Origin of the sequence: Streptococcus humanilactis, from assembly GCF_019448275.1 — a bacterium.
GTDB classification, from domain to species: domain Bacteria; phylum Bacillota; class Bacilli; order Lactobacillales; family Streptococcaceae; genus Streptococcus; species Streptococcus humanilactis.
On sequence record NZ_JAHXBZ010000001.1, the window covers coordinates 12,406 to 35,203 of the forward strand.

The 22,798-nt window shown below is 42.2% G+C and carries 26 protein-coding genes; 25 read left to right on the top strand and 1 reads right to left on the bottom strand.

All coding sequences use genetic code 11. The features are described 5' to 3' along the window. From KV696_RS00035 to KV696_RS00110, 16 genes are all read left to right on the top strand, one after another. Positions 1 to 940 (top strand): LPXTG cell wall anchor domain-containing protein (locus KV696_RS00035; protein ID WP_219966504.1); only part of this gene is annotated, 940 nt, incomplete at its 5' end. 175 nt (positions 941 to 1,115) lie between these two features. Then, positions 1,116 to 2,246, top strand: coding sequence for a radical SAM family heme chaperone HemW (hemW, locus tag KV696_RS00040; protein WP_219966505.1), 1,131 nt, complete (start codon positions 1,116 to 1,118; stop codon positions 2,244 to 2,246). 4 nt (positions 2,247 to 2,250) lie between these two features. Next, positions 2,251 to 2,988, top strand: a complete 738-nt coding sequence (locus tag KV696_RS00045) for an acyl-[acyl-carrier-protein] thioesterase (protein WP_219966941.1) — start codon at positions 2,251 to 2,253, stop codon at positions 2,986 to 2,988. A gap of 10 nt (positions 2,989 to 2,998) precedes the next feature. Next, positions 2,999 to 3,772: a TIGR01457 family HAD-type hydrolase gene (locus tag KV696_RS00050; RefSeq protein ID WP_020903169.1), complete on the top strand. Its 774-nt coding sequence runs from the start codon at positions 2,999 to 3,001 to the stop codon at positions 3,770 to 3,772. Next, the gene (locus KV696_RS00055) at positions 3,762 to 4,379 is read left to right on the top strand and encodes a TIGR01906 family membrane protein (RefSeq protein WP_219966506.1); all 618 of its coding nucleotides are present in this window, start codon (positions 3,762 to 3,764) and stop codon (positions 4,377 to 4,379) included. Before KV696_RS00050 ends, KV696_RS00055 begins: the two co-directional genes overlap by 11 nt. A 211-nt stretch (positions 4,380 to 4,590) precedes the next feature. Next, the gene (locus KV696_RS00060) at positions 4,591 to 4,992 is read left to right on the top strand and encodes a Spx/MgsR family RNA polymerase-binding regulatory protein (protein ID WP_000631254.1); all 402 of its coding nucleotides are present in this window, start codon (positions 4,591 to 4,593) and stop codon (positions 4,990 to 4,992) included. Further along, positions 4,992 to 5,270: a UPF0223 family protein gene (locus KV696_RS00065; RefSeq protein WP_001041974.1), complete on the top strand. Its 279-nt coding sequence runs from the start codon at positions 4,992 to 4,994 to the stop codon at positions 5,268 to 5,270. The genes KV696_RS00060 and KV696_RS00065 overlap by 1 nt, the downstream gene beginning before the upstream one ends. Next, positions 5,260 to 6,033, top strand: coding sequence for an inositol monophosphatase family protein (locus KV696_RS00070; protein WP_219966507.1), 774 nt, complete (start codon positions 5,260 to 5,262; stop codon positions 6,031 to 6,033). The genes KV696_RS00065 and KV696_RS00070 overlap by 11 nt, the downstream gene beginning before the upstream one ends. Beyond that, positions 6,034 to 7,338 (top strand): RsmF rRNA methyltransferase first C-terminal domain-containing protein, encoded by a 1,305-nt coding sequence (locus KV696_RS00075; protein WP_219966508.1) that lies wholly within the window; start codon positions 6,034 to 6,036, stop codon positions 7,336 to 7,338. A 220-nt stretch (positions 7,339 to 7,558) separates the two neighbouring features. Beyond that, the gene (locus KV696_RS00080) at positions 7,559 to 8,437 is read left to right on the top strand and encodes a phosphate ABC transporter substrate-binding protein PstS (RefSeq protein WP_219966509.1); all 879 of its coding nucleotides are present in this window, start codon (positions 7,559 to 7,561) and stop codon (positions 8,435 to 8,437) included. Further along, entirely contained in the window at positions 8,437 to 9,354 is a 918-nt protein-coding gene (gene pstC, locus KV696_RS00085) for a phosphate ABC transporter permease subunit PstC (RefSeq protein WP_001070903.1), read from the top strand. The genes KV696_RS00080 and pstC overlap by 1 nt, the downstream gene beginning before the upstream one ends. Then, positions 9,344 to 10,228, top strand: coding sequence for a phosphate ABC transporter permease PstA (gene pstA / locus KV696_RS00090; protein WP_000543046.1), 885 nt, complete (start codon positions 9,344 to 9,346; stop codon positions 10,226 to 10,228). The genes pstC and pstA overlap by 11 nt, the downstream gene beginning before the upstream one ends. 10 nt (positions 10,229 to 10,238) lie before the next feature. Beyond that, on the top strand, positions 10,239 to 11,042 hold the full coding sequence (gene pstB, locus KV696_RS00095) for a phosphate ABC transporter ATP-binding protein PstB (RefSeq protein WP_219966510.1): 804 nt from the start codon (positions 10,239 to 10,241) through the stop codon (positions 11,040 to 11,042). Between the two features lie 12 nt (positions 11,043 to 11,054). Continuing rightward, positions 11,055 to 11,813 (top strand): phosphate ABC transporter ATP-binding protein PstB, encoded by a 759-nt coding sequence (gene pstB / locus KV696_RS00100; protein WP_000133484.1) that lies wholly within the window; start codon positions 11,055 to 11,057, stop codon positions 11,811 to 11,813. A gap of 11 nt (positions 11,814 to 11,824) precedes the next feature. After that, the gene (gene phoU / locus KV696_RS00105; protein ID WP_176139548.1) at positions 11,825 to 12,478 is read left to right on the top strand and encodes a phosphate signaling complex protein PhoU; all 654 of its coding nucleotides are present in this window, start codon (positions 11,825 to 11,827) and stop codon (positions 12,476 to 12,478) included. A 157-nt stretch (positions 12,479 to 12,635) separates the two neighbouring features. Beyond that, complete coding sequence (locus KV696_RS00110) at positions 12,636 to 13,451, top strand: ABC transporter substrate-binding protein (protein WP_219966511.1); 816 nt, start codon at positions 12,636 to 12,638, stop codon at positions 13,449 to 13,451. 173 nt (positions 13,452 to 13,624) lie between these two features. Here the strand turns inward: KV696_RS00110 and KV696_RS00115 are convergent, their stop codons facing one another. Continuing rightward, positions 13,625 to 14,896, bottom strand: a complete 1,272-nt coding sequence (locus KV696_RS00115; RefSeq protein ID WP_219966512.1) for an aminotransferase-like domain-containing protein — start codon at positions 14,894 to 14,896, stop codon at positions 13,625 to 13,627. Positions 14,897 to 15,312: 416 nt separating this feature from the next. Between KV696_RS00115 and KV696_RS09930 the strand changes: the two genes are divergently transcribed. The 9 genes from KV696_RS09930 (at position 15,313) to KV696_RS00155 (ending at position 22,769) form a co-directional block, all read left to right on the top strand. After that, positions 15,313 to 15,447, top strand: a complete 135-nt coding sequence (locus tag KV696_RS09930; protein ID WP_258318529.1) for a hypothetical protein — start codon at positions 15,313 to 15,315, stop codon at positions 15,445 to 15,447. A gap of 42 nt (positions 15,448 to 15,489) precedes the next feature. Further along, positions 15,490 to 15,708: a hypothetical protein gene (locus KV696_RS00120; RefSeq protein ID WP_258318530.1), complete on the top strand. Its 219-nt coding sequence runs from the start codon at positions 15,490 to 15,492 to the stop codon at positions 15,706 to 15,708. A gap of 609 nt (positions 15,709 to 16,317) precedes the next feature. Next, positions 16,318 to 17,049, top strand: coding sequence for an acetolactate decarboxylase (gene budA / locus KV696_RS00125; protein ID WP_000360311.1), 732 nt, complete (start codon positions 16,318 to 16,320; stop codon positions 17,047 to 17,049). A 9-nt stretch (positions 17,050 to 17,058) separates the two neighbouring features. Beyond that, positions 17,059 to 17,811 (top strand): YhfC family intramembrane metalloprotease, encoded by a 753-nt coding sequence (locus tag KV696_RS00130; protein ID WP_219966513.1) that lies wholly within the window; start codon positions 17,059 to 17,061, stop codon positions 17,809 to 17,811. 111 nt (positions 17,812 to 17,922) lie between these two features. After that, positions 17,923 to 18,828, top strand: coding sequence for a UDP-N-acetylmuramate dehydrogenase (murB, locus tag KV696_RS00135; RefSeq protein ID WP_219966514.1), 906 nt, complete (start codon positions 17,923 to 17,925; stop codon positions 18,826 to 18,828). Between the two features lie 159 nt (positions 18,829 to 18,987). Then, positions 18,988 to 20,145, top strand: a complete 1,158-nt coding sequence (locus KV696_RS00140) for an ABC transporter ATP-binding protein (RefSeq protein WP_219966515.1) — start codon at positions 18,988 to 18,990, stop codon at positions 20,143 to 20,145. After that, the gene (locus KV696_RS00145) at positions 20,126 to 20,932 is read left to right on the top strand and encodes an ABC transporter permease (protein WP_219966516.1); all 807 of its coding nucleotides are present in this window, start codon (positions 20,126 to 20,128) and stop codon (positions 20,930 to 20,932) included. The genes KV696_RS00140 and KV696_RS00145 overlap by 20 nt, the downstream gene beginning before the upstream one ends. Beyond that, complete coding sequence (locus tag KV696_RS00150) at positions 20,929 to 21,702, top strand: ABC transporter permease (protein WP_219966517.1); 774 nt, start codon at positions 20,929 to 20,931, stop codon at positions 21,700 to 21,702. Before KV696_RS00145 ends, KV696_RS00150 begins: the two co-directional genes overlap by 4 nt. Then, entirely contained in the window at positions 21,699 to 22,769 is a 1,071-nt protein-coding gene (locus tag KV696_RS00155; protein WP_219966518.1) for an ABC transporter substrate-binding protein, read from the top strand. The genes KV696_RS00150 and KV696_RS00155 overlap by 4 nt, the downstream gene beginning before the upstream one ends. The last annotated feature ends 29 nt before the right edge of the window (positions 22,770 to 22,798 follow it).

Here is a 22,798-nt window from a genome sequence, read left to right on the forward strand (position 1 = left end):
TACAGGTAAGATTACAGAACCAGGTAAATCAGCTGTTAAAGTTCCTAATGTAACAACTCCAGCTAAATTTACACCAGAAACACCAGTAACTGAAAAACCTGGTAAGATTGAAATTACTCAACAACCAAATGGAAATGCGATTGTAACGCCTAAGAAACCAGATGGAACAACTTACCCATCAGGTAGCAGGGTAGAAATTCCAGGAGAAAATGGAACAACAATCACAGTAACAATTGGTGACAATGGTTCAGGTGAAGTACCAAATGACAAGCTTCCAAAAGGAGACTTGCCAGGAAAAGGAACAGTCACAGAACCGAATAAGAAACCATCACAACCAGTGGATGTAACAACACCAGCTCGTAAGACACCAACAATAGAGTTGGATCAAGATCCTAAGACAGGTGACGTTACAGTAACACCTAAGAAACCAGATGGCTCAACATACCCACCAGGAACTACGGTAGAAATCCCAGGTAAAGATGGCAAGCCAATCACAGTCACAATCGGTGAAGACGGTAAAGGTAAAGTACCAAACAGCGAATTACCAGACGGTAAAGTACCAGGAACAGCTAAGATTACAGAACCAGGTAAACCAGCTGTAGAAGTTCCAGTAGAAACTCCAGCTAAGGTAACACCAGCAACACCAACAGATACAAATCCAGTTGCACCAGTGACACCTGATACGCCAGTCAAACCTGACACTAATGGAGGTTCTGGTCAAGATACACCAGCACCAGCTACTCCAACTCCAAATGCAGTTACTCCGAATGCAGATCAGGTAGATCCTCAGACTACTGTTGATAATGGAGCTAAGTCAAATGATTCTCAAAATGTATTGCCAAATACAGGAACAGAATCAAATGCTGCTCTTGCATCTCTAGGACTTCTTGGACTATTGAGTGGATTTGGACTTGTAGCTCGCAAGAAAAAAGAAGACTAAAAATTTAGTCAATTAAACATTCATTCTTTTGTATTGTAAAGACAAACTAGATTGGTTCTGGGAATCGTGTTAGTCATAAAATACAAAGAATGTTTAGATAAAGAAAGCGAACAATGCTAGGATTTTGTTAAAGGGAATTCTAAGTATTGTTCGCTTTTGTGGTATAATAAGTACTATGCAGAAAAAACCAACGTCAGCCTATGTGCACATCCCATTTTGTACCCAGATTTGTTATTATTGTGACTTTTCAAAAGTTTTTATCAAGAATCAGCCGGTAGATAGCTATTTGGAGCATCTGCTGGAAGAGTTTCGTTCTTATGACATTCAAAAGTTACGAACCCTTTACATCGGTGGTGGGACACCGACAGCCTTATCAGCTCCGCAACTGGAGGTATTACTGGAAGGCTTGACTAAAAACTTGGACTTGTCTGTCTTAGAGGAGTTGACCATTGAGGCCAATCCAGGCGACTTGGACGTGGATAAGATTGCTGTTTTGAAGAACTCAGCTGTCAATCGTGTTTCGCTAGGCGTGCAGACCTTTGATGACAAGATGCTGAAAAAGATTGGGCGCAGTCATTTGGAGAAGGATATTTATGAAAATATCGACCGTCTGAAACTGGCTGGTTTTGACAATATCTCCATTGATTTGATTTATGCGCTACCTGGTCAGACCATGGAGCAGGTCAAGGAAAATGTGGCTAAGGCCATTGGACTGGATATTCCCCATATGAGTTTGTATAGCTTGATTTTGGAAAATCATACGGTCTTTATGAATCGGATGCGACGAGGGAAATTGCCTCTGCCTAAGGAGGAGCTGGAAGCTGAGATGTTTGAGTATATCATCGCAGAGTTGGAGAGAGCTGGTTTTGAGCATTATGAGATTTCCAATTTCTCCAAACCCGGTTTTGAAAGTCGTCACAATCTCATGTACTGGGACAATGCTGAATACTATGGCATCGGTGCTGGGGCGTCTGGCTATGTCAATGGTGTTCGCTATAAAAACCATGGTCCCATTCGTCATTATCTCAGTGCGGTTGAGGAAGGCAATACTCGTATCACAGAGGAGCACTTGAGTCAAAAAGAGCAAATGGAAGAAGAAATGTTCTTGGGCCTCCGCAAGAAATCAGGAGTCTCCATGGTGCGATTTGAGGAAAAATTTGGACGGTCTTTCGATGGACTTTATGGAGAAATCGTCAGAGATTTGGTTGAACAAGGTCTCATGCAAATAGACGGTGATCGCGTGCGCATGACAAAAAGAGGTCTCTTTTTGGGAGACACTGTAGCAGAACGATTTATTTTGGAGTAGGATGATGGGCTTAACTTATCAAATGAAAATGAAAATTCCTTTTGATATGGCTGATATGAACGGTCATATCAAGCTGCCAGATGTGATTTTATTGTCCCTACAAGTTTCAGGGATGCAGTCTATTGAGTTGGGAGTTAGTGATAAGACTATTTTGGAAGACTATAATCTGGTCTGGATTATCACAGACTATGATATTGAGGTGGTTTGTTTGCCTCGTTTTGCGGAAGAAATCACTATTGAAACGGAAGCTCTGAGCTACAATCGGCTCTTTTGCTACCGTCGCTTTACCATTTATGATGAAGCAGGTCAGGAACTCATCCACATGATGGCGACCTTTGTTCTCATGGACCGCGACAGTCGAAAAGTCCATGCTGTCGAACCTGAGATTGTGGCTCCGTACCAGTCTGATTTTGATAAAAAGCTTATCCGTGGGCCAAAGTATGAGCCTTTGGAAGAGCCAATCAGCAAGGATTACCATGTCCGTTTTTACGATTTAGATATGAATGGTCATGTTAATAACAGTAAGTATCTAGACTGGATTTTTGAGGTCATGGGAGCGGACTTTTTGACCCAATATATTCCCAAGAAAATCAATCTCAAGTATGTCAAGGAAGTTCGACCAGGTGGGGTGATCACATCGGCTGTTGAACGGACTGGACTGGAAAGCGAGCATGAGATTACAAGCGACGGTTCTACTAATGCCCAAGCAATCATCACTTGGCAAGAAATAAAAAAGGATTAGGGAGAGATAGATGAAATATAAAGGCTATTTAATTGATTTAGACGGAACCATTTATAAGGGGAAAGACCGAATCCCGGCAGGAGAAGCTTTTGTCCATGAATTACAAAAGCGGGATATTCCCTATCTCTTTGTGACCAACAATACAACCCGCACTCCAGAGAGTGTTCAGGAGATGTTGGCTCAGAATTTTAATATTGATACGCCTCTATCGACTGTCTACACAGCTACTTTGGCGACTATCGACTATATGAACGACTTGGGGCTTGAAAAGACGGTCTATGTCATCGGAGAATCAGGCCTCAAGGAAGCCATCAAGGCGGCTGGTTATGTGGAAGACAAGGATAATCCAGCCTATGTGGTAGTGGGCCTGGATTGGCAAGTTGACTATGAAAAATTTGCGACAGCAACTCTTGCGATTCAAAAGGGTGCTCACTTTATCGGAACCAACCCTGACCTCAACATCCCGACAGAACGCGGTCTTTTGCCTGGTGCTGGTTCACTGATTACGCTGCTTGAAGTGGCAACACGAGTGAAGCCTGTTTATATTGGGAAACCAAATGCCATCATTATGGACAAGGCGGTTGAGCACTTAGGCTTGGAACGTGAAGAGTTGATTATGGTTGGGGACAACTATCTGACAGATATCCGAGCAGGGATTGACAATGGCATTCCAACGCTCTTGGTGACGACAGGTTTTACCAAGGCAGAAGAAGTAGCAGACCTACCAATCGCACCGACTCATGTGGTTTCTAGTCTTGCGGAGTGGGATTTTGATGAAAACTAAACTGACCTTTTGGAGCTCTATGCTCTTTCTCCTCTCCCTCTCAATCCTTCTGACCATTTATCTGGCTTGGATTTTCTATCCGCTGGAGATTCCGTGGCTGAACTTAATGGATAGGGTCTATTTAAAACCAGAAACCATTCAATACAACTTTCATATCTTGATGAATTATCTGACCAATCCATTTAGTCAGGTCTTGCAGATGCCTGATTTTCGTTCGTCAACAGCTGGGCTACATCACTTTGCGGTGGTGAAGAATCTCTTTCACTTGGTGCAGCTAGTTGCTCTAGTGACACTGCCAAGTTTTTACGTCTTTGTCAAAGGGATTGTAAAAAAGGGCTTCTTGTCTCTATTTAGTAAAGGGCTTTTGGCTCTAGTGGTTTTGCCTTTACTGATTGGGCTAGGGGGAGTGTTGATTGGTTTTGACCAATTCTTTACTATGTTCCATCAAATTCTCTTTGTGGGAGATGATACCTGGCTTTTTGATCCAGCCAAGGATCCTGTCATACTGATTTTGCCAGAGACCTTTTTCCTCCATGCCTTCCTCCTCTTTTTTGCCCTCTATGAAAGCTTCTTTGGCTATCTTTATCTAAAAAGTCGTAGGAAGTGAAACGAAAGATGTTCTTATTTCACATGTATAAATTAGGTGTGTGATTCGAAACTATCGTTAAGAGTGAATTAACTAATTCAGAAATGTATTAATCGTTCGCAAACAGTCTATTTTTCTTGAAAAAATAGGCTTTTTTTCTAAAAATCTCTAGTCAAGCGCTTTATTTTTTTGTATAATAGAAGTAGCAAAGTATAGATAAGAAGAGAAAAGCATGATTACACTATTTCTATCACCGAGCTGTACTTCATGTCGTAAGGCAAAGGCCTGGCTAGAAAAACATAAGGTGCCCTTTGAGGAACACAATATTATGACCAGTCCCTTAACAAGAAAAGAATTGCAACACATCCTTTCCTTGACCGAAAATGGTACTGATGACATCATTTCAACTCGTTCAAAAATTTTTCAAAAATTAGATATTGATGTAGAAAGTATTTCAGTATCGGAATTGCTTCATTTGATTGAGCAGTATCCTAGTCTTTTGCGTCGTCCCATTATTATTGATGCCAAACGTATGCAGATCGGTTTTAATGAAGATGAGATTCGTGCTTTTCTCCCTCGTAGTTACCGTAAGCAAGAACTAAAAGAAGCAAGAATGAGAGCTGGTATTAGTTAATGAACAAACAGTATAGTTACCCACTAGATTTGTCGTGGAGCACTGAAGAACTTGCTTCAGTGCTTTCTTTTTTTAATGATGTTGAAGCTGCCTATGAAGGCAAGGTAGAGGCTAAAAAGTTACTGGACTCCTATAAGGGATTCAAGGCGGTTGTGCCAAGCAAGAGTGAAGAGAAACGTTTGGGACGAGAATTTGAAACAGTTAGTGGCTATTCGCTTTACCGAGCAGTTCAGGCTGCCAAGGAAAAAGGGGAAGGAAAGATTTCTCTTGGAAAGTAAATTTGAATTTGCCAAAGAGCTAATTAAGAAAGCAGGCCAGTACATCCTTGACCATATGCAGGAAGACTTGTGCGTTGAGACCAAGTCCTCTCCAACAGATTTGGTGACCAGACTGGACAAGGAAGTTCAGGAGTTCTTGGTTGGTGAGATTTTGTCTCGTTATCCTGAGGATAAGATTTGTGCTGAAGAAGGTTGTCTGCGAGCCTCGGTTCAAGAGGGCAGGGTTTGGGTCATTGATCCCATTGATGGGACCAATAACTTTGTCGCCCAGCGGGAAGATTTTGCTGTTATGATGGCTTATTTTGAAAATGGTCAGGGACAGTTTGGCCTGATCTATGATGTGGTCAAGGGGGATTGTTATCACGGTGGTGGATCCTTTCCAGTTTGTCGAAACGATAGGCCTCTAGCTCCCTTTAAAGCAAAACCACTTGGAGATTTTCTCATTGCAGGGAATAGTGGTATGTTGGAAACCAATGAATGGGGGCTGGCTGATTTGAGTCGGGCTGTACTCGGTGTTCGTGTCTATGGGAGTGCGGCCATTAGTTTTGCCAAGATTTTGTCAGGGCGTTTGTTGACCTATGTCACCTATCTGCAACCATGGGATTATGCTGCGGCTAGTATTTTAGGGGAAAGTCTGGGCTATCAGGTTGTGACCCTTTCTGGTCAACCGCTTGATTTTCAAACCAGACAGCCGGTCATGATGGTCCCTCTTGAGATGCAGGAGGAAATTCAGTCCTATATTTACGAAAGGAAAAGAACTTAAATGCAATTTCCAGAAGGATTTGTTGAAAAATATGAAGAGATACTAGGAGATGAGGCAAGAGATTTTCTTGCCTCTTTTGAGGAGGAAGCGGTTTCGGCTTTTCGGGTCAATCCTTTAAAAGAAACATCAATTTCCTTTCCTGATGCCATTCCTCAAACTCCTTGGGGCCACTATGGTAAGGTTTCAGGAAAATCTCCTGAGCATGCTACAGGTTTAGTTTATTCGCAAGAACCCGCTGCTCAGATGGTGGCTCAGGTAGCCCAGCCCAGTCCTGGTATGAAAGTCTTGGATTTGGCTGCTGCACCGGGTGGAAAATCAACGCAGCTGGCAGCCTATCTAGCAGGGGAGGGTCTTCTCGTTTCCAATGAAATTTCAAGCAAACGGGCTAAGATTTTAGTAGAAAACATGGAGCGATTTGGAGCGACAAATGTTGTGGTGACCAATGAATCTGCTGACCGCTTGGCCAAGGTTTTTAAAGGCTATTTTGACCTCATTGTCCTTGATGCTCCTTGCTCTGGTGAAGGGATGTTTCGTAAGCAACCAGATGCTATGGACTATTGGAGCTTAGATTATCCAAGTCAATGTGCTAGCTTGCAAAGAGAAATTCTAGCAGATGTAGTGACTATGCTAGCTGAAGGTGGTCGTCTGGTTTATTCAACCTGTACCTGGGCACCTGAGGAAAACGAAGAGATTGTCAAATGGTTGCTAGAAGAGTATGATTTTGATTTGTTACCAGTAGAGCATATCAATGGAATGGTAGCTGGTATTGACCTGCCAGAAACGGCTCGGATGTACCCTCATCAGTTTAAGGGAGAGGGGCAGTTTGTCGCCCATTTACAATTTAAAGGAGAAAATCCAGCTCCTAAATTTAAGGCAAGTAAGAGTAACCTCAGCCGAGAACAAGTTGCCTTGTGGCAGGAATTTACCCAAAACCACCTGAAGGTTAATCTACCGGGTATCTTGCAGACTTTTGGAGACCAACTCTATCTCCTGCCAGAACTTTTGCCAGATTTAGGAAAACTCAAGATTGCTCGGAATGGACTGCATCTAGGGACCTTTAAGAAGAAACGCTTTGAGCCTAGTTTTGCTCTTGGTCTAGCCTTGAAACCGAGTCAGGTCAAGCAGTCGCTTGAAATTGACCAAGAGGAATTTGTAAAGTATGTTGCTGGAGAAACTGTTCAGCTGGCAGAAAGTCTGCCAAATGGTTGGTACCAAGTTTTGGTTCAAGGAAATGGTTTGGGCTTTGCTAAGGTGACGGGAAATGTTTTGAAAAATTATTTTCCAAAAGGACTCAGATTCAAGTGAAAATGCTAGTCAAAGTAGCTTGTCTATGTTATAGTGGAAGTATGGATTTTTTTCAAATTGTCTTTCATTTTAAGTCAAAATTGGTAGAGAAGGTAACTGAGCAAATTACTAGTAAAACCAAGCTAGCAACTTCAGTTGGCTCCCAATTTTCAAAAGAAAAACATAAATAAATAGTTGAAAAAATTCACAGCATTTACCATTATTTTCAAGGAGAAAAACAGTGAAAAAAAGGAAAAAACTCGCTCTATCCCTTGTGGCTCTCTTGCTAGCAGGTTCTTTGGCGGGATGTGCTAGCTGGATTGATCGTGGAGAATCCATGACAGCTGTTGGCTCAACGGCTCTTCAGCCCTTGGTCGAAGCAGCAGCAGATGAATTCGGCTCTCTGCACGTTGGAAAAACAGTCAACGTCCAAGGTGGAGGATCTGGTACAGGTCTGTCTCAGGTTCAATCTGGAGCCGTTGATGTAGGAAATTCAGACGTATTTGCCGAGGAAAAAGACGGTATCAACGCATCCGCTCTAGTGGACCACAAGGTTGCTGTAGCGGGCTTGGCAGTCATTGTAAATAAGGAAGTTGATGTTGAAAATCTGACAACTGAACAACTCCGTAGCATCTTCACAGGTCAAGTGACCAACTGGAAAGAAGTCGGTGGGAAAGATCTAGCCATTTCTATTATTAACCGCGCGGCAAGTTCAGGTTCGCGTGCAACTTTTGATAGTGTTATCATGGATGGTCAATCTGCCGTGCAGAGTCAAGAACAAGACTCAAACGGGATGGTCAAAAACATTGTTTCCCAGACACCAGGAGCCATTTCTTACCTAGCTTTTGCCTATGTGGATGACTCGGTGAAACGCATGAAGTTGAATGGCTATGAGCCGATTGCAGAAAATGTTACAAGCAATAACTGGCCTTTGTGGTCTTATGAACACATGTACACCCTAGGTCAACCAAATGAATTGGTGGCAGAGTTTCTCAACTTTGTCCTCTCCGATGAAGCGCAAAGCGGAATCGTTAAGGGGATGGGCTATATTTCTGTCAAGGAAATGAAGGTTGAAAAAGATGCTGTAGGAACGGTGACAGCACTAGAAGGGAGTCAATAATGAATCAAGAAGAATTAGCTAAAAAATTACTTTCTCCCTCAAAGAACTCTCGTCTAGAGAAATTAGGAAAAGGCTTGACCTTTGCCTGTCTGTCTTTGATTGTCATCATTGTGGCCATGATTTTGATTTTCGTAGCCCAAAAAGGTTTGTCGACCTTCTTTGTCAATGGGGTCAATATCTTTGATTTCCTCTTTGGACAAACTTGGAATCCTTCAGGTAAACAATTTGGTGCCCTTCCTATGATTTTGGGTTCCTTTATTGTCACAATCCTTTCAGCTCTTATCGCAACTCCTTTTGCCATTGGAGCAGCTGTCTTTATGACCGAAGTCTCACCAAAAGGTGCTAGAATCTTGCAACCAGCCATTGAATTGCTAGTTGGGATTCCTTCAGTCGTCTATGGATTTATCGGTTTGCAGGTCGTGGTTCCTTTTGTACGCAGTGTCTTTGGTGGAACTGGTTTTGGGATTTTGTCAGGGATCTTCGTTCTCTTTGTCATGATTTTACCGACGGTAACCTTTATGACAACGGATAGCTTGCGTGCGGTGCCTCGTCACTACCGCGAAGCTAGTTTGGCTATGGGAGCCACTCGCTGGCAAACCATCTGGCGAGTGACTTTGAAGGCGGCGCGTTCAGGGATTTTCACTGCAGTAGTCTTTGGGATGGCGCGTGCCTTTGGTGAAGCTCTAGCCATTCAGATGGTGGTCGGAAACTCAGCCGTTGTCCCAACTTCATTGACAACACCTGCTGCGACCTTGACCTCTGTGTTGACCATGGGTATCGGAAATACCGTTATGGGGACAGTTGATAATAACGTACTTTGGTCACTGGCCTTAGTCTTGCTTTTGATGAGTTTGGCCTTCAACAGTGTGATTAAATTGATTACGAAAGAAAGAGGAAAGAAAAACTATGCACGCTAAGAAATTAGATAAAATTGCAACAGCTGTCCTCTACTCAATTGCAGGAATTATCGTTGCCATCTTGGCATCCTTGATTCTTTATATCTTGGTTCGTGGTTTGCCCCACATCTCTTGGTCTTTCTTGACTGGCAAATCATCTTCTTACCAAGCAGGCGGAGGGATTGGAATTCAGCTCTATAATTCCTTCTTCCTTTTGGTTATTACCTTGATTATCTCTGTGCCCTTGTCTATGGGAGCTGGGATTTTCCTAGCTGAATATGCTAAAAAAGGTCCTGTGACAAACTTTGTCAGAACCTGTATTGAAATCTTGTCATCACTGCCATCAGTGGTTGTAGGTCTCTTTGGTTACTTGATCTTTGTAGTTCAGTTTGAGTATGGATTTTCAATCATCTCAGGTGCCTTGGCCTTGACAGTCTTTAACTTGCCTCAGATGACTCGAAATGTTGAGGACAGCTTGAAACACGTTCACCATACGCAACGTGAGGCTGGTCTGGCCCTTGGGATTTCTCGTTGGGAGACTGTGGTCCATGTGGTCATTCCAGAAGCCCTTCCAGGTATTGTGACTGGGGTCGTCTTGGCCTCTGGTCGTATTTTTGGTGAGGCAGCAGCTCTTATCTATACAGCAGGTCAATCCGCTCCAGCCCTAGACTGGTCTAACTGGAATATTCTCAGTGTGACTAGCCCAATCTCTATCTTCCGTCAAGCTGAAACCTTGGCTGTCCACATCTGGAAGGTCAATAGCGAAGGAACCATTCCAGATGGAACCATCGTATCAGCAGGTTCTGCAGCCGTGCTCCTCATCTTTATCCTCATATTTAACTTTGGAGCCCGCAAACTTGGAAGCTACCTACATAAGAAATTAACCGCTGCCTAAAGGAGAAGCCATGTCAAAATATAATTGGGATGAAAAGCATATCATCACCTTTTCTGAAGAGAAAGTGGCCCTCTCTACTAAGGATTTACATGTTTACTACGGTAAAAAAGAATCCATCAAGGGCATCGATATGCAATTTGAAAAAAATAAGATTACTGCCTTAATTGGCCCATCTGGATCAGGAAAATCAACCTACCTCCGCAGTCTCAACCGTATGAATGATACCATTGATATTGCCAAGGTAACAGGTCAAATCCTCTACCAAGGGATTGACGTCAACCGTCCAGAAATCAATGTCTATGAGATGCGTAAGCACATTGGAATGGTCTTCCAACGACCAAATCCCTTTGCCAAGTCTATCTACCGCAACATCACTTTTGCCCATGAACGTGCAGGTGTTAAGGACAAGCAAGTCTTGGATGAAATTGTGGAAACTTCTCTCCGTCAAGCTGCCCTTTGGGATCAGGTCAAAGACGATTTGCACAAGTCGGCCTTGACCCTATCAGGTGGTCAGCAGCAACGCCTCTGTATCGCTCGTGCTATCTCTGTTAAACCAGATATTCTCTTGATGGATGAGCCGGCGTCAGCTTTGGATCCGATTGCGACTGCTCAACTTGAAGAAACCATGCTGGAATTGAAGAAGGACTTTACCATCATCATCGTGACCCACAGTATGCAGCAGGCTGCGCGTGCTAGTGATTACACAGGATTTTTCTACTTGGGTGACTTGATTGAGTACGATAAGACCTCTAATATTTTCCAAAATGCAAAATTACAGTCAACCAATGACTACGTAACAGGACACTTTGGATAGAAAGGAAACAGTATGACAGAAGCGATTTTACAGGTATCAGACCTGTCCGTTTACTACAATCAAAAGAAGGCCTTGAATAGTGTTTCCCTATCTTTCCAACCTAAGGAAATCACAGCCTTGATCGGTCCATCTGGATCAGGGAAATCAACCCTCCTCAAGGCTATCAACCGCATGGGGGATCTCAATCCAGAGGTAACCACAACTGGCTCAGTGGTTTACAACGGCCACAACATCTACAGCCCACGTACAGATACAGTTGAATTGCGTAAGGAAATCGGTATGGTTTTCCAACAACCGAACCCTTTCCCTATGTCTATCTACGAAAACGTTGTTTACGGGCTTCGTATCAATGGAGTGAAGGATAAGCAGGTTCTGGATGAAGCGGTAGAAAAAGCCTTGCAACGAGCTTCTATCTGGGATGAGGTCAAGGATCGCCTGCATGATTCAGCTATCGGGCTTTCAGGTGGACAACAGCAACGTGTCTGTGTTGCCCGTGTCTTGGCAACCAGTCCTAAAATCATTCTCTTGGATGAACCGACTTCAGCCTTGGACCCTATCTCTGCTGGTAAGATTGAGGAAACTTTGTATGGTCTAAAAGATAAATACACCATGCTCTTGGTTACGCGTTCCATGCAACAAGCCTCTCGTATCTCTGACAAGACAGGATTTTTCCTAGATGGAGATTTGATCGAGTTTAACGATACCAAGAAGATGTTCCTCAACCCACAACACAAGGAAACAGAAGATTATATTTCAGGAAAATTTGGATAAGGAGATAAATGATGTTACGTTCTCAATTTGAGGAAGATTTAGAGAAATTGCACAACCAGTTCTATGCTATGGGACAAGAAGTGCTATCCCAAATCAATCGGACAGTGCGTGCCTTTGTGACGCATGACCGTGATTTGGCCAAGGAAGTCATCGAAGACGATGCAGAAGTAAACGAATACGAAGTGAAATTGGAGAAGAAATCATTTGAAATGATTGCCCTCCAACAACCCGTTTCTCAGGACTTGCGTACTGTTTTGACAGTATTGAAGGCTGTATCTGACTTGGAACGTATGGGTGACCATGCCGTTTCCATTGCCAAAGCGACAATTCGTATGAAGGGTGAGCAACGCATCCCAGCTGTTGAAGAAGAAATCAAGAGAATGGGGCGCGATGTCAAGAATTTCGTTGAAGCAGCCCTTGAACTCTATCTGAATGGTTCAGTAGACCAGGCCTATGAAGTAGCAACTATGGACGAAAAAATCAACCATTACTTTGATAGCATTCGTGACTTGGCTACAGAAGAAATCAAGAAAAATCCAGATGCCATCGTTACAGGTCGTGATTACTTCCAAGTGATTGCCTTCTTGGAACGTATTGGAGACTATGCCAAAAATATCTGTGAATGGGTTGTTTACTTTGAAACAGGTAAGATTGTCGAACTATAAAACAGGTTCATCCTGTATAAAAAGGAGCTTGAAATCAACTGATAGCTCCTTTTCTTGAATGAAAAAAATATTTTTAAGATAAAAATTCAAAAAATACTTGACAAGTAACTTGAATAGCGTTATAATTATACAAAATTAACAGAGAGGTTGTTTATTTATGAAATCAAAAAAATGGATATTTATTTTATGTAGTTTTCTTGCAAGTTTCTTCTTAGTAGCTTGCCAGTCAGGTTCGAATGGTTCTCAGTCAGCTGTTGAAGCCATTAAGCAAAAGGGGAAATTAGTTGTGGCGACTAGTCCTGACTATGCACCTTTTGAATTCCAATCCTTAGTTGACGGGAAAAATCAGGTAGTCGGTGCGGATATTGACATGGCTCAGGCTATAGCTGATGAACTTGGGGTGAAGTTGGAAATTTCAAGCATGAGTTTTGACAATGTTTTGACCAGCCTTCAAACTGGTAAGGCTGACCTAGCTGTCGCAGGAATTAGTGCTACTGACGAGAGAAAAGAAGTCTTTGATTTTTCAATCCCTTACTATGAAAACAAGATTAGTTTCTTGGTTCGTAAGGCTGATGTAGAAAAATACAAGGATTTAACTAGCTTAGAAAGTGCTAATATTGCAGCCCAAAAAGGGACTGTTCCAGAAGCTATGGTCAAGGAACAATTGCCAAAAGCTCAGCTGATTTCCCTAACCAATATGGGGGAAGCAGTCAATGAATTGCAGGCTGGAAAAGTAGATGCTGTTCATATGGATGAGCCTGTTGCCCTTAGCTATGCTGCTAAAAATGCAGACCTAGATGTCGCAACTGTCAGCTTGAAGATGAAGGACGGCGAAGCCAGTGCAGTTGCCCTTAGAAAAAATAGTGCTGATCTGAAAGAAGTGGTGGACAAGGTCATCCAAAAACTCAAGGATGACGGTACCTACCAAAGCTATCTTGAAAAAGCGGCAACCTTAACAGAAGTTGAAGAATAATACTCAATGAAAATCAAAGAGCAAACTAGGAAGCTAGCCGCAGGTTGCTCAAAGCACTGCTTTGAGGTTGTAGATAAGACTGACGAAGTCAGTTACATATATCTACGGTAAGGCGACGCTGACGTGGTTTGAAGAGATTTTCGAAGAGTATAAGAAAAAAGCAGAGTTGGAAGTCAGTCCAATTCTGCTTTTAAATAGTCTAAAACATTTTCCAGATTATCTAAGGACACCTTGGCAAATTGATAAGGACAGGTGCTTAAATAGGCCTCTTCAAAGAAGTCCAAGCCCAGTTGACTGTGTTTGAGACTGGCGATTTTAGGATACTGTCTGAGGTCTAGCAATAAACCATCGTGTAGGGGAAAGTGAGGGAGGTGACAAGGAGTGTTAGCTAGTCTTTCCTCGAGTTGTTTTTGGTAAGTTTCCTGATTGGCCAAGCGAGCTAGCCGATTTTTCTCAAACAGTTGACTGTCAATATAGAGTGACAGGGCCTTTTGCATGATGAGGTTGCTGTCGTAGTCAAGGATATTTTTGTAGGCCACAAATGCTTCTTTGATAGCATTTGGCAGAATGAGTGCCGTAATCCGCAGGGCTGGAAAGAGGCTGGTTGAGAAGGACTTGATGTAAATGACACGCTCCTCTGTATCCAGATAGTGGAAGGTCTGGCCCTTCTTGGAGTCCAAATCCCCCAGATAATCGTCTTCGACGATATAAACACCATACTTAGCTGCTAAGTCAAGAATGGCTCGTTTGTCCTGCTCAGAATAGGAATGCCCCAGAGGATAGTGAAAACGAGGAATGGTGTAGAAAAACTTAATTTTTCCTGTTTTGAAGTGACCTTCCAGCTCCTCCAAGTCAATCCCATCAATGCCTCGTTCAATCGTTTGATAGTCTAAGCTCTGAGCAATCAAGAGGCGATTCATCCGATGGTAGGTCGGCTGTTCCACCAAGATTTCCTTGGCTTGACTAGGAAAGGATATTTGAGAGAGAATAAACAAGGCTTGTTGGGTCCCAGAAGTCAATACCAACTGGTCTGCCTTGCAGTAGAGAGCTTGGTCAAATAGAAGTTTATGAATGGATTGTCTTAGGTCTTCTAAACCTTCTTGGTTGTCATAGTAGTTAAAGAGGTAGTTTTCTCGGCCAATCAAGGTTTCATTGACACAGAGTCGGAAATCGTCATAGGCACTGGCATGTTCGTCAGTGACTTCGATTTCTAGATCCTGGTGTTGCCCTTGTTCTAGGACATAGTAGCCACTCTGGGGCTTGGCATAGAGGTATTGTTCGTGCCGTAATTCCAGCAGGGCTCGTTGGACAGTGTCCTTGCTACAGTGAAAGTCAAGGCTCAGTTGACGGATAGAAGGCAGGCGACTTCCCGTCGAAAAGCGTCCAGACTCTATACCTTTTTTTAGATAGGAAACAACCTCTTGGTACTTGCTTTGTTTCTTCATTCCAGACCTCCCTTGATTTTATTACATTGTACCTTTTTTTTTTTTTCTTGGCAATGTCTAGGGTGTTTCTCTCGTTCACATATAAAGCTAAATGTGGTATACTCCCATCTTTAATACTTTTTTGAAATCAAAGAGCAACCAAATGCAGATGTGACAGTTTTTCGGAACCTTTTTCTCTTTAAAACAAAATGTGTATTTTTTATCTGGGGTTGATTTGTTTTAAAAAGTTTTCATGCTAATTTTCCCTTATTACTTGTACTTGTTTTTAGGAAAAATCTTGAAATCGCTTTCTTGTTGTGGTATAACAGAATTGAAAAATAAAAGTATACTAATAACTTGTTAGAAAGGAGTTTAAATCAGAAAGTCAAGTTATTTTATCAGTAATATATGTTTGTGACTTGAAAGGAGTGTTTTTTATGAGATTTAAAAAAATTGTAACTTCAGCACCTGTTGTATTATCACTATTTTCTATTATGTCTCCTTCTATAGCTTCTGTTAGAATATTTGCTGATGATGTAACTACCACGGAAGTTTCTGAAATTAGTACCTAAGAACAAAAACAAATCGATGATGTAGCCAATGTTCTTGAACAAATGTTTAGAAATGGAGTTAATGAAAAAATTTTTACTGAATATGTTTATAAAAACTTTTCTCAAAAAGATATTGCTCTTGCGGAAAATGAATTAGAAACTAATATTAATAATCTCTATGACAGAGTCCCTTGGGATGAGATGGGAGGATGTATAGCGAGAAAAATACGAGAAGAATTTTTTGCTATGACCAATGTTTCGCTAACTGTTAGGTATGCGTAGAAAAAGGCTTGGTCAGAATTAGCTAAAGTGGTACTAAGATTTGTTAAAGCTAATGGACTTAAAACAAATATTTATATCATTGCTGCTCAATTGGCTATTTGGGTAGTTCAGTGAGGTATGGAATAATGCGTGATAAAAACTTTTTAATAAAGGATGGGATTATTAGCTTTTTGATTGGATTTGTATATGCGTATTTAGTGTTACAAAAATTTATCCTTTGGAAAATCCTTTTGTTTGCATTTATTTTTGCAATTATTAATACAATATTTATGTTTACTAGGAACAAAAAATAAATAATGATTTAGTTAAATAAAATGCGACCCCTAGGGAAGTGTGTTCCTTAGGGGTTGTTGTGCTAGTTCAAGTTTTGTTTCTGTCAAAATCTCAGACTCCCCGTCGAAAAGCGTCCAGACTCGATACCGTTTTTTAGATAGGAAACAACCTCTTGGTACTTGCTTTGTTTCTTCATTCCAGACCTCCCTTGATTTTGTTACATTGTACCTTTTTTTTCTTTCTTGGCAATGTCTAGGGTGTTTCTCTCGTTCACATATAAAGCTAAATGTGGTATACTTAGGAGTAACATTTATAGAATAACAGACAAGAAAGTGAATGGATAAGAACGTGCAGGAACCAGTGAAATTATTTCAATACAATACCCTTGGAGCCTTGATGGCAGGCCTTTATGGTGGTACCATGACAGTAGGAGAATTGCTGGAGCATGGTGACCTTGGTTTGGGAACCTTGGATTCTATTGATGGGGAATTGATTGTCCTAGATGGCAAGGCCTATCAGGCCAAAGGCTCAGGAGAACAACCGGAAATTGTAGAAGTGTCACCAGATGCCCTTATTCCTTACGCTGCAGTAGTACCACATCAGGCAGAGGTCATTTTCCGCCAGCGGTTTGAGATGACAGACAAGGAATTGGAAGAACGAATTGAGTCTTATTATGACGGGGAAAATCTTTTCCGCTCTATCAAGATTCGGGGGGAATTTTCGCATATGCATGTGCGCATGATTCCCAAGTCGACACCAGATACCAAGTTTGCTGATGTCGCAACCCACCAACCTGAATATAGTCGTGACAATGTAGCAGGAACCATTGTTGGTTTCTGGACGCCAGAGATTTTCCATGGGGTTAGTGTGGCAGGCTACCATCTGCACTTCATCTCAGATGATTTGACCTTCGGTGGTCATGTCATGGACTTTGTCATTAAGGAAGGGATTATCGAGGTGGGAGCGGTTGACCAATTGGATCAACGTTTCCCAGTCCAAGACCGTCAATACTTGTTTGCTAAGTTCAATGTTGACGAGATGAAAAAAGATATTGAAAAGGCAGAATAGGAGAAGAAAATGACCATTCATATTATCATTACCATGGTGCTGTTGCTGGCTTTCTTGATAGGGAGCATTTGGTATGCCAAAAAGAAATACCAGATTAATCTAGCTGTTTTGGGCTTGGGAGCTGTAGCCTTCTTTGTCTCTTCACAGATTTTGGAAAAACTGGTGCATATCTTGGTTTTGCATCCTCAAAAAGACGGTAGTATTACCCTCTTGCAAGAACATCCGCTTGTCTATATCATCTATGGCCTAGCCATGGCAGCATTTTTTGAGGAAACAGCTCGTCTTGTTTTCTTCAAATGGTTGGAGAAAAAGAGAAGTTTGGAAAAGGCAGATGCCTTGGCTTATGGATTGGGGCATGGTGGTTTGGAGTTGATTTTCCTAGGTCTTACTAGTTTGCTTAATCTCTACTTCGTGCTTTCGGCAGTTCAAACTCAGGATCCACAGGTTATGAAATTGCTGTCTGAAAATATGTTGAAAACTATTCAGTCTCTATCAGTCTGGCAGATTTATTTGCTTGGTTTTGAGAGAATCTTGGCGCTAGGTTTCCAATTACTTTTGACAGTTTGGGTTTACCAAGCTGTTTGCCAGAAGAAATGGATTTATCTCCTAGCAGCCTATGGCCTACATGCTTTCTTTGACCTAGCTCCATCTCTTGCCCAAGTTGGCTGGCTGACAAATCCTGTCTTGGTTGAAGTTGTCCTAGCACTTGAATTTGTTCTGGTTGCCTATGGAACAAAGGCTATCTTTTGCAAAAAATTATAAGAAAAGGGGGAAACCTCTTTTTTGTTTAAAATAAGCCCAAGATTTTTTTAGGGTCGTCAAATGGTCTTAAAAATGGTATAATGGAATGAATTTTGTAAAAGGAAGAGTGACATGTCTGTAAGAGAAAAAATGCTTGAAATCTTAGAAGGAATTGATATCCGTTTTAAAGAACCCTTGCATAGCTATAGTTATACAAAAGTAGGTGGAGAGGCCGATTATTTGGTCTTTCCACGAAATCGTTTTGAGTTGGCGCGCGTTGTTAAATTTGCCAACCAAGAAAATATTCCTTGGATGGTTCTTGGAAATGCTAGTAACATCATTGTTCGTGATGGTGGGATTCGTGGATTTGTCATCTTGTGTGACAAGCTTAATAATGTTTCTGTTGATGGCTATACTATTGAAGCAGAAGCTGGTGCCAACTTGATTGAAACAACTCGCATTGCCCTTCGTCATAGTTTGACTGGTTTTGAGTTTGCTTGTGGCATTCCTGGAAGTGTTGGTGGTGCTGTCTTTATGAATGCGGGTGCCTATGGTGGCGAGATCGCCCACATCTTGCAGTCTTGTAAGGTCTTGACCAAGGATGGAGAAATCGAGACCCTGTCTGCTAAAGACTTGGCTTTTGGTTACCGTCATTCAGCCATTCAGGAGTCTGGTGCAGTTGTCTTGTCAGCTAAATTTGCCCTTTCTCCAGGAACCCATCAGATTATCAAGCAGGAAATGGACCGTTTGACGCACCTACGCGAACTCAAGCAACCTTTGGAATATCCATCTTGTGGTTCGGTCTTTAAGCGTCCAGTAGGGCATTTTGCAGGTCAATTAATTTCAGAAGCTGGCTTGAAAGGCTATCGTATCGGTGGCGTAGAAGTGTCAGAAAAGCATGCAGGATTTATGATCAATGTCGCAGATGGAACGGCCAAAGACTACGAAGACTTGATTGAGTCTGTTATCGAAAAAGTCAAGGAACACTCTGGCGTTACTCTTGAGAGAGAAGTCCGTATTTTAGGTGAAAGCAAGTAAGAAGCTGTATTTGAAAAGCTGCTGCTATGTCATGGAAAGGGGGTGAAAGCCTATCGTTAGTGCAGAAGAATGTAGGCAGTTCAATCTCCTACACGAGGTAGTAGTGGCCTGACAGAGCCCTGATCTGTTAATCTATGAAAAAGAAGGAATAAATGACAATTGAAAAAACCAATTATTGAATTCAAAAACGTCTCTAAAGTTTTTGAAGACAGCAACACCAAGGTTCTCAAAGGCATCAACTTTGAGTTGGAAGAAGGGAAATTCTACACCCTTTTAGGCGCATCTGGTTCAGGGAAATCAACCATCCTTAACATCATTGCAGGTTTACTGGATGCTACGACTGGAGATATTTTGCTGGACGGTGTTCGTATCAACGACATTCCAACCAACAAGCGAGACGTCCATACTGTCTTCCAATCCTATGCCTTGTTTCCACATATGAATGTGTTTGAAAATGTTGCCTTTCCACTTCGCTTGCGTAAAATTGACAAGAAAGAAATCGAGCAACGCGTAGCGGAAGTTCTCAAGATGGTTCAGTTGGAAGGTTACGAAAAACGTTCCATCCGTAAACTCTCTGGAGGACAACGTCAGCGTGTGGCAATTGCCCGTGCCATCATCAATCAACCTCGTGTGGTTTTGTTGGACGAGCCTCTGTCAGCGCTGGACTTGAAATTAAGAACAGACATGCAGTACGAATTGCGGGAACTGCAACAACGATTGGGCATTACCTTTGTCTTTGTTACTCACGATCAGGAAGAAGCTCTTGCCATGAGTGACTGGATTTTCGTCATGAATGATGGCGAGATTGTCCAGTCTGGAACACCTGTGGACATCTACGATGAGCCGATTAACCATTTTGTTGCGACCTTTATCGGTGAGTCAAATATCTTGCCAGGAACCATGATTGAGGACTACTTGGTTGAGTTTAACGGCAAACGCTTTGAAGCGGTTGATGGGGGGATGAAGCCAAATGAACCTGTCGAGGTTGTTATTCGTCCAGAGGACTTGCGGATTACCCTTCCTGAAGAAGGCAAGCTCCAAGTAAAAGTTGATACTCAACTTTTCCGTGGGGTTCACTATGAAATTATCGCCTATGATGAACTTGGAAATGAATGGATGATCCACTCAACCCGTAAGGCCATCGTGGGTGAGGAAATCGGTCTGGACTTTGAACCAGAAGACATTCACATCATGCGTCTCAATGAAACCGAAGAAGAGTTCGATGCTCGTATCGAAGAATACGTGGAAATCGAAGAGCAAGAAGCAGGTCTGATCAATGCAATCGAGGAGGAAAGAGATGAAGAAAACAAGCTCTAAACTCTTTGTAGTACCCTACATACTTTGGATTGCCCTCTTTGTCCTGGCACCCTTGGTCTTGATTTTCGGACAATCCTTTTTCAACATTGAAGGCCAGTTTAGTTTAGAAAATTATAAATCTTACTTTGCGTCACAAAACTTGACCTACCTAAAAATGAGTTTCAACTCTGTACTCTATGCAGGAATTGTGACCTTTGTGACCTTGCTTATCAGCTATCCAACAGCCCTCTTTTTGACTCGTCTCAAGCACCGTCAACTCTGGCTCATGCTGATTATTCTGCCAACCTGGATCAATTTGCTTCTTAAAGCCTATGCTTTTATCGGGATTTTTGGTCAAAATGGCTCTATTAATCAATTCTTGGAATTTATCGGAATCGGTTCGCAACAGTTGCTCTTTACCGATTTCTCCTTTATTTTTGTCGCAAGCTACATCGAGCTTCCCTTTATGATTTTGCCAATCTTCAATGTTTTGGACGATATGGACAACAATCTCATCAATGCCAGCTATGACCTAGGTGCGACCAAGTGGGAGACCTTCCGTCATGTCATCTTCCCTCTGTCTATGAACGGCGTGCGAAGTGGAGTTCAGTCGGTCTTTATCCCAAGTTTGAGTCTCTTCATGCTGACCCGTTTGATTGGTGGGAACCGCGTTATCACCTTGGGGACGGCTATTGAGCAAAACTTCCTGACCAATGACAACTACGGTATGGGTTCTACCATCGGTGTGATTCTTATCCTGACCATGTTCATCACCATGTGGGTGACTAAGGAAAGGAGAGAACGATGAAAAAATTTGCCAACCTTTATCTGGGACTGGTCTTTCTTGTCCTCTACCTGCCGATTTTTTACTTGATTGGCTACGCCTTTAATGCAGGAAACGACATGAACAGCTTTACAGGCTTTAGCCTGAGCCATTTTAAAACCATGTTTGGCGATGGTCGTCTCATGTTGATTGTGACTCAGACCTTTTTCTTGGCCTTCCTATCAGCCTTGATTGCGACCATTATCGGGACTTTCGGTGCTATTTACATTTATCAGTCTCGTAAGAAATACCAAGAAGCCTTTCTTTCACTCAATAATATCCTCATGGTTGCGCCTGATGTTATGATTGGTGCCAGCTTCTTGATTCTTTTTACTCAACTCAAGTTTTCACTTGGCTTTTTGACCGTTCTATCTAGTCACGTGGCCTTCTCCATTCCTATCGTGGTCTTGATGGTCTTGCCTCGACTCAAGGAAATGAACGCTGACATGATTCATGCGGCCTATGACCTTGGTGCCAGTCAATTTCAGATGTTCAAGGAAATCATGCTTCCTTACCTGACTCCGTCTATCATTGCAGGTTATTTCATGGCCTTCACCTATTCGCTAGATGACTTTGCTGTGACCTTCTTTGTAACGGGAAATGGCTTTTCAACCCTGTCAGTCGAGATTTACTCTCGTGCTCGCAAGGGGATTTCGCTCGAAATCAATGCTCTGTCTGCCCTTGTCTTTCTCTTTAGTATTATCCTAGTGGTTGGATATTACTTTATCTCACGTGAGAAGGAGGAGCAAGCATGAAAAAACTCTATTCATTTTTAGCAGGAATTGTAGCCATTATCTTGATCTTATGGGGAATTGCGACTCATCTAGATAGTAAAATCAATAGCAGAGATAGTCAAAAACTTGTTATCTACAACTGGGGGGACTATATCGATCCTGAACTCTTGGAGCAATTCACAGAAGAAACAGGAATCCAAGTTCAGTACGAGACCTTTGACTCCAACGAAGCCATGTACACCAAGATTAAGCAGGGTGGAACGACCTACGATATTGCCATTCCTAGTGAATACATGATTAACAAGATGAAGGACGAAGACCTCTTGGTACCGCTTGACTATTCAAAACTTGAAGGTCTTGAAAATATCGGACCAGAGTTCCTCAACCAGTCCTTTGACCCAGGCAATAAATTCTCCATCCCTTACTTCTGGGGAACCTTGGGAATTGTCTACAATGAAACCATGGTCGATCAAGCGCCTGAGCATTGGGATGACCTCTGGAAGCCAGAGTATAAGAACTCTATCATGCTTTTTGATGGGGCGCGTGAGGTCTTGGGACTCGGACTCAATTCGCTAGGCTACAGCCTCAACTCCAAGGATACCCAGCAGTTGGAAGAGACAGTGGACAAGCTCTACAAGCTGACTCCAAATATTAAGGCTATTGTGGCGGATGAGATGAAGGGCTACATGATTCAGAACAACGCTGCTATCGGAGTGACCTTCTCTGGTGAAGCCAGCCAAATGCTAGAAAAAAATGAAAATCTACGCTATGTGGTTCCGACCGAGGCTAGCAACCTTTGGTTTGACAATATGGTGATTCCCAAAACAGTCAAAAACCAAGATGCAGCCTATGCCTTTATCAACTTTATGTTGAAACCCGAAAATGCTCTCAAAAATGCAGAGTATGTCGGCTATTCAACACCAAACCTACCAGCTAAGGAATTGCTACCAGAGGAGAAGAAAGAAGACAAGGCCTTCTATCCTGATGCTGAAACAATGAAACACCTGGAAGTTTATGAGAAATTTGACCATAAATGGACAGGAAAATATAGCGACCTCTTCCTACAGTTTAAAATGTATCGGAAGTAGGAGTTAGCAGTTATGAAACGAATCAGTCA